Raw genomic sequence first — 1,266 nt, 5'->3', positions numbered from 1 at the left:
TGTAGTGGTACAGTGATTTTGGCCACCCATTAAGAAAGAAATGTTATGCTGATAAGCATACAAATTTGGGTGAAAAAATGACGAAATTAAAACGCGCAACGTATTCTGCGGCAATCAAATTAGAAACAGCTCAGCTTGTAGTTGACCAAAGTTATACTCAAGAAGAAGCAGCCAAAGCGATGGGGGTGGGTAAATCAACCGTCAGTAAGTGGGTTACTCAATTAAAGCAAGAGCGGAGTGGCCAGACACCATCTGCTTCGCCAATGACGCCCGAACAAATTGAAATCCGCGAACTTAAAAAGCAAATCCAACGCATCGAATTAGAAAAGGATATATTAAAAAAGGCTACCGCTCTCTTGATGTCCGACTCCCTGAACAATTCTCGTTAATTGAGAAGCTAAATCAACGAGAGCGTTACCCAATTAGCGTGCTGTGTAACGTATTCAATGTGCATCGTAGCAGCTATAAATATTGGGCTATAAGGGATACAACGCCGACACCAGAACAAGTAAGGCTAGAGGCTGAAGTTAGAGCAATACATGCAATGAGCGGTGGCTCAGCTGGGGCGCGGACAATCGCGGCAATAGCAACGAACAATGATTTTGAATTGAGTCGTTATCGTGCTGCTAAGCTAATGGTTAAATTAAAGCTTGAAAGCTGCCAAGTATCTCAACATCAATATAAACGCGGTGGTAATGAACACCTTGAAATTCCAAACCTGCTTGATAGACAATTTGATGTTGTTGAGCCAGATACCGTGTGGTGCGGTGATGTGACGTATATTTGGGTAGGCAATCGCTGGGCTTATTTAGCCGTTATTATTGATTTATTTGCACGTAAAGTAGTTGGCTGGGCCATGTCGTTGTCGCCAGATACTAATTTAACGCTAAAAGCGCTTGAACTCGCGTATGAAAGCAGAGGAAAACCGACAGGACTGATGTTTCATTCAGACCAAGGTAGTCATTATACAAGTTTAAAATATCGCCAACGTTTATGGCGCTATAAAATCAAACAAAGTATGAGTAGGCGTGGAAACTGTTGGGATAATGCACCAATGGAGCGATTTTTTAGAAGCTTTAAAACGGAATGGATGCCAAAGGTTGGATATGGAAATTTTATAGATGCTAAATATAGCGTTAGTGATTATATCAACGGATATTACAATAACGTTAGGCCGCATAATTATAATGCCGGTTTAGCGCCAAATGAATCTGAGGTTAGATATCAAGATTCTAAAACTGTGGCCAAATTTTATTGACCACTACA

The 1,266-nt window shown here is 41.0% G+C and carries 1 protein-coding gene; it reads left to right on the top strand.

Annotated features, from left to right (window positions below; genetic code table 11):
• The first annotated feature begins 77 nt into the window (after window positions 1-77).
• A protein-coding gene (locus tag CSC79_RS19930) for an IS3 family transposase (RefSeq protein ID WP_099297886.1) occupies window positions 78-1,258 on the top strand; the annotation gives its coding sequence in 2 pieces (ribosomal slippage) (window positions 78-336 and window positions 336-1,258; 1,182 coding nt in all).
• Window positions 1,259-1,266 lie beyond the last annotated feature (8 nt).

The organism is Pseudoalteromonas sp. 3D05 (genome assembly GCF_002723455.1).
GTDB lineage: Bacteria > Pseudomonadota > Gammaproteobacteria > Enterobacterales > Alteromonadaceae > Pseudoalteromonas.
Note: the sequence above shows the minus strand (reverse complement) of the source record. Positions and strands in the feature narration are given on the sequence as shown.